Annotated in this window: 1 protein-coding gene; it reads left to right on the top strand. The window is 53.3% G+C overall.

The features are described 5' to 3' along the window. The coding region (locus J7438_RS26180; protein WP_209278960.1) for a hypothetical protein at window positions 1-858 on the top strand (858 nt) is incomplete at both ends.

Raw genomic sequence — 858 nt, 5'->3', positions numbered from 1 at the left:
GTGTCATGGCAAAGGCTTACCGAAAGATCAGGACGTGAAGGCCTTCCTGACCCTGCCCTGCTTGAAAGAGGGCTGGCAGGAGGGCAAAGACGAGGACGTTAAGGGCAAACCGCTCGACCGGGCACTGCTCACCAATATTTCCTCCATGTGTAATGGCAAAGGCTTACCGAAAGATAAGGATGTGAAGGCCTTTCTGACCCTGCCCTGCTTGAAAGAGGGCTGGCAGGAGGGTAAAGACGAGGACGTTAAGGGCAAACCGCTCGACCGGGCACTGCTCACCAATATTTCCTCCATGTGTAATGGCAAAGGCTTACCGAAAGATAAGGACGTGAAGGCCATTCTGACCCTGCCCTGCTTGAAAGAGGGCTGGCAGGAGGGCAAAAACGAGGACGTTAAGGGCAATCCGCTCGACCGGGCACTGGTCACCAATATTTCCTCCATGTGTAATGGCAAAGGCTTACCGAAAGATAAGGACGTGAAGGCCTTCCTGACGCTGCCCTGCTTGAAACAGGGCTGGCAGGAGGGCAAAGACGAGGACGTTAAGGGCAAACCGCTTGACCGGGCACTGGTCACCAATATTTCCTCCATGTGTAATGGCAAAGGCTTACCGAAAGATAAGGACGTGAAGGCCTTCCTGATGCTGCTCTGCTTGAAAGAGGGGTGGCAGGAGGGCAAAGACGAGGACGTTAAGGGCAAACCGCTCGACCGGGCACTGGTCACCAATATTTCCGCCATGTGTCATGGCAAAGGCTTACCGGAAAAGACGAAAGTGCAAGCCTTTATTCAATGGCTAGCCTCGGATGAAAAGAAGAGTCTTCTGAAACTTTCTTGCCGCATATTTGCGCGCTTTGGAGTACC

This window comes from Thalassotalea sp. G20_0 (assembly GCF_017744175.1).
Classification (GTDB): domain Bacteria; phylum Pseudomonadota; class Gammaproteobacteria; order Pseudomonadales; family Endozoicomonadaceae; genus Endozoicomonas.
This window is presented reverse-complemented; position numbering and strand designations above follow the sequence as displayed.